Origin of the sequence: Wolbachia endosymbiont of Madathamugadia hiepei (assembly GCF_013366855.1) — a bacterium.
Classification (GTDB): domain Bacteria; phylum Pseudomonadota; class Alphaproteobacteria; order Rickettsiales; family Anaplasmataceae; genus Wolbachia.
Window position 1 is genome coordinate 1 of sequence record NZ_WQMP01000076.1, and the last position, 4,621, is coordinate 4,621.

At 36.5% G+C, this 4,621-nt stretch carries 3 protein-coding genes and 1 tRNA gene; 3 read left to right on the top strand and 1 reads right to left on the bottom strand.

Features of this window, described 5'->3' with window-relative positions:
- Positions 1 to 84: 84 nt before the first annotated feature.
- Entirely contained in the window at positions 85 to 246 is a 162-nt protein-coding gene (locus GO685_RS03400; protein ID WP_175937578.1) for a hypothetical protein, read from the bottom strand.
- Positions 247 to 1,064: 818 nt separating this feature from the next.
- Between GO685_RS03400 and GO685_RS03405 the strand changes: the two genes are divergently transcribed.
- The 3 genes from GO685_RS03405 to GO685_RS03415 all read left to right on the top strand — a co-directional run bounded on the left by GO685_RS03405 (position 1,065) and on the right by GO685_RS03415 (position 4,243).
- The gene (locus GO685_RS03405) at positions 1,065 to 2,624 is read left to right on the top strand and encodes a proton-conducting transporter transmembrane domain-containing protein (protein ID WP_175937579.1); all 1,560 of its coding nucleotides are present in this window, start codon (positions 1,065 to 1,067) and stop codon (positions 2,622 to 2,624) included.
- On the top strand, positions 2,609 to 3,952 hold the full coding sequence (ffh, locus tag GO685_RS03410) for a signal recognition particle protein (RefSeq protein ID WP_175937580.1): 1,344 nt from the start codon (positions 2,609 to 2,611) through the stop codon (positions 3,950 to 3,952). Before GO685_RS03405 ends, ffh begins: the two co-directional genes overlap by 16 nt.
- Positions 3,953 to 4,167: 215 nt before the next feature.
- Positions 4,168 to 4,243 (top strand) — tRNA-His (locus tag GO685_RS03415).
- Positions 4,244 to 4,621: the final 378 nt, after the last annotated feature.

The window sequence follows — 4,621 nt, forward strand, 5'->3', positions numbered from 1 at the left end:
CTTTTATATAATATGCCATTTGGTAGTTTCTCTATTTGTGGCTAAGTTAAACTACCAGTTTTTGCTACATCTTTCCTTATTTTCTCATGACGAAATTTTGTTCATAGAGCCTAGATACGTTTGATGACCAGAGTTCGCTTCAGCATTATTCTTATCAGCCCTTAACTTGCTAAAGTCAAATTTCTCTGCCTGAGCTTTTAGCGTCACTACTGGATTTTTCTTTTCTTCTGATGTAGAACCACTCATTATTAATGTTCTGATATAAACTACTAATAGTATAATAATACATAAAAATAGTTAATAGGTCAATAAATATTTAATTATTAAGCTATATAACAGTGAACCTTTTGCATAACCTGCTTTCTGATTTTGCGTCAAAACTTGCTTGCGCTCTTCAAACTTCAAGTATTCTACGGTGCTCATCTGCATTTTTCCTCACCATAAATTGGCTATACAAGAGATCTAGTAAATTTAGCTGGCCGAAGATTCAAAAAACCATTGTTCCGCTAGCGTTAGCGGTCGCTGCGGTATGAAGTGGGAAAACTTAGCCAGCGTAACACAGGATTTGCTACTTTTATGTTCACTAACTTAGCGCGCTCGCTTACAAGCAAAATTTCTTGGATGCCAGCGACTTGGATGATGCTAGTCTGTCAGACTGAACCTTCATCTAATATGCTAAAATACACATATTATTAATAACTTTATGCTATAATAGATATTTTAGCATGGTAATATAAAATAAGGAAATAACTAGTTTTGTGCTAACCGTAAAAAATTAATGCTGAGCTTTATTTCAAAAAGTAAATAATTTACTAACACTCGTGCACAAATTTCAAATAGATTATGCACGAATGCAGTACTATAAATTGAGCGTGTTATATTGAGGCTTACCTCACTATTAAAGCTACCGGTCAGGTTAGATTAAAAACCTAATCTGACCGGTTTCCTACAACCCCCTAACCCTGATATAATTATATGATAATTAGTTTAATTAGTGGTTAATACATGCAAATTGATTTTATTTATTCATCGAGATAGTATAAACTATATTGACTTAAATTGTCGTGCAACTTTATAAATTTTTGCTGTTATTTCTGCTGTCTATATTGGTAGTTGTAGTACTAAATTTACCTGAGAATTTGGATACCGCGTTTAATTGGTCTTATCCTGTTCTAAATTTTGATTTATCTTTTCGCATCATATTGATATCTTTTTTATTAGCTGCATTTCTAATTGTTCTACCAGCAAAAAATTTAAGCTTTTCGGAAATGTTATCCTTTTTTGCTTATACTGTCAGTTCATTGTGTGCAATATTATCTAAGCAGATATTATTGGCTGTGATATTCTGTGAATTAATGGCCATCAGTGCATCTTTTATTATCGCAGCCGGCAGCAAAGATAATGGACCTGCAGTAAGGTATGCTTGTGTACACTTTTTCGTTGGGGTTGTACTAACGGCAGGGTTAGCAACTCAAAGTTCTAATCTGATAATCATAGGTCTATTAATAAATTGCGCCTGTTTCCCTTTTTCATTCTGGGTTGTTGACGCATATCCTGCTGCATCATTACACGGTGCGTCATACCTTTCCCTATTTACTACCAAGGTTTCTTTTTTAGTAGCGCTCCTGCATACTTACAACCTTTGGCAAGATTATGCTGAAATATTAGCATTCTTGGGCACTATCACTGCTATTTATGGTATTATATTTGCCTCCCTTGAACAAAACATCCGTAGGTTTTTAGCCTACAATGTTGTAGGGCAAATGGGCATATTAATTATGACAGGGAGTCTGCTTAGCTGCTTGGAAAATGCTGTACCACTACTTGCTCTCAACATAATTTTTTCCATTGCCTACCAACTATTGCTCATTGCTGTTGCCAACTCGATTATCTTGCGGACAAAAGTGGTGAATTTTAATAGAGCAAGCAAATTCATGTCAGTAGAAGGAATGTATGCTTTGATCGCAATACTCACAATTGCTGCATTTCCTGGCACTGCTGGATTTATTAGCAAATCATACATTGCAGCTGAAATTAAAATGAATGGTACTGATTTAGAATTGTACGAAAGCTTGCACAAAATTCTGAATTTATTGCTTTATTTAAGTGTGGGACTTAAGTTTCTTTACTACATATTTATTGTCAAAAGCAAGTCAAAACTTTCAGCAGAGGAAGGGGGTGGAATAGCCATGATTATTTTAGCATTCATATGCGTAATTGTTGGCAATCCTTACTTACCTATTTACAACAAACCTGCGATTTTTAATCTTGCGTACAACACACAAAATATCTGGTCGCAATTTAGTTCATTACTATGTGCCACCTTGTTGTTCATCCCCTTACGCAAGTTATTTCTGCCAAGAATAAACTTTAAAATGGATATCGATTGGATTTTCAGAGCTCTCATACCCTACGTTGTCTCACTGTTCAATAAATTAGCTTTCAAAATAAGAAAGATGTCTGCTAGTGCACTGCAAAACTTGACTAATTCGCTTGCCAGTCTATACTCTAATAATACTACTAAACTTAAAGAAGTGCTAAGTTATAACTCAGTGAGTTTCGTTTCAGCTTCTTCTCTTTTTTTGATGAGCGTTCTACTGGTACTGTTATGTTTAAATCATTGACCGAGAGTTTAAATTCTGTATTCAACAAGCTCAGGGGAAAGTCAATCATTTCCAAAGATGACTTCAGCCTTACTATGCGTGAAATACGTATAGCTCTAATTGAAGCTGATGTTTCGCTTGAAGTTGTAAAAAAATTCATCAATGACATTAAAGATAAGGTCATAGGGGAAAAAGTCATAAAAAGTGTTTCTCCAGCACAAATGATAATCAAAATTGTGCAGGATAATTTAGTTGCAATTCTCGGACCAGAAAAAAGTGAATTGAATCTCGCAGTTAAACCTCCTGCTATAATTATGATGGTGGGCTTACAAGGCGCAGGTAAAACAACGACCTCAGGAAAGCTTGCTTTAAAGCTAAAAAAACAAAAGAAAAAAGTAATGCTTGCCTCTTTGGATATTTACAGGCCGGCTGCCCAGAAACAGCTTGAGGTGCTCGGTAAACAAATAGACGTACAAACCTTACCTATAGCGATAGATGAAAAGCCTATTGCAATTACAAAAAGGGCACTGGCAGCAGCAAAGAACGATAACTATGATGTATTGATACTAGATACCGCAGGTAGGCTTCATATCGACGAAAATATGATGAATGAGTTGAAGGCTGTGAAAGAAATAGCTTCACCTGCAGAAGTTATTTTAGTAGCCGATGCGATGATCGGCCAAGACGCAGTGAACATCGCCAAGTCATTCAATGAAGCAATAGGCGTGACTGGCATTATTCTCACTCGTATTGATGGCGATGCACGTGGTGGTGTTGCCCTCTCTATGAAAATGACAACCAACTGCCCAATTAAATTTATTGCTTGTGGTGAAAAGCTAAGTGACCTCGATGACTTTTACCCAGATAGAATCGCAAAAAGGATACTTGATATGGGTGATGTTGTCTCGTTGGCTGAAAGAGCTGCCGAGATCGTTGGTCAGGAAGAAATCGATAAACTGCAAAAGAAAGTAAAAAAAGGTAAATTTGACCTGAATGATTTGGTAGGAATGCTAAAAACTCTGAACAAAATGGATGGCATCAGCAACATAATGAAGTTCATCCCAAGCTCGTTTACAAAAAAGCTAAGTAGCGGAGTGCCAGATGATAGCAAAGTGAAAAAATATATAGCTATCATAAATTCGATGACTGAAAAAGAAAGGCGAGATCCAGATATTCTAAATGGCAAGAGGAGGCTTAGAGTTGCAAAAGGTTCTGGAACGAGTGTGCCGGATATTAATCTCTTAGTTAAGCAATATAACCAAATGAGCGCGATGGTAAACAAGTTCAGCAAAGTCGACCACAGCAAACTCAAAGAATCTGATTTGATGGATATGCTAAGCAGAGAGTAGAGAGTTTGGTCCCAGAAAGTATGATAAAGTGTGAGAAAAACACCATCAAAGGAGGAATTGTGGGGCTATACATCTTAGAAACCCCACGATTTTACATATAACTATAATACAGTTTGAAGTAAAAGAATTTACTTAAATAGTCAATTGACTTTTTGCGCTGGTATGTTAGAAATTTTATACTTTCTGTGCTGATGTATCAGAAATTTTATACTTTGGCGGGCGTAGCTCAGTTGGTAGAGCGTCAGTTTGTGGTACTGAATGTCGCCAGTTCAATCCTGGTCGCTCGCCCCACTAAAATTTTTTGCTTTACAGAAATAAGCGTTAGTAAGCCATACTCATGCTGATTTCCACTACACAGAAAGCGGACGGACGACAGTAGAGAGAAGCTACCCAATAGAAACAAAAAAACTACTTGACAACCTTCGCCGTTACTCTTATAGTGATGCTGGAGCTATTTGTTTATCTTCGCAATCTGTGCAAGTTAATGACAAAAAACTTAGGGTATTTGGCGTCTCATGTTTAAATTTTTGCACTATGTGCACCTCACGTCTTTTTAAAACTTCTGGTTTTTACCTATACAAGCTGAAACGCGCTTATAAGTAGTTTAAGACAGTATAGAACGTCAAATAGACAAGGGAGAATTTGAATACTAGCTGCCTCAGAGTTTTT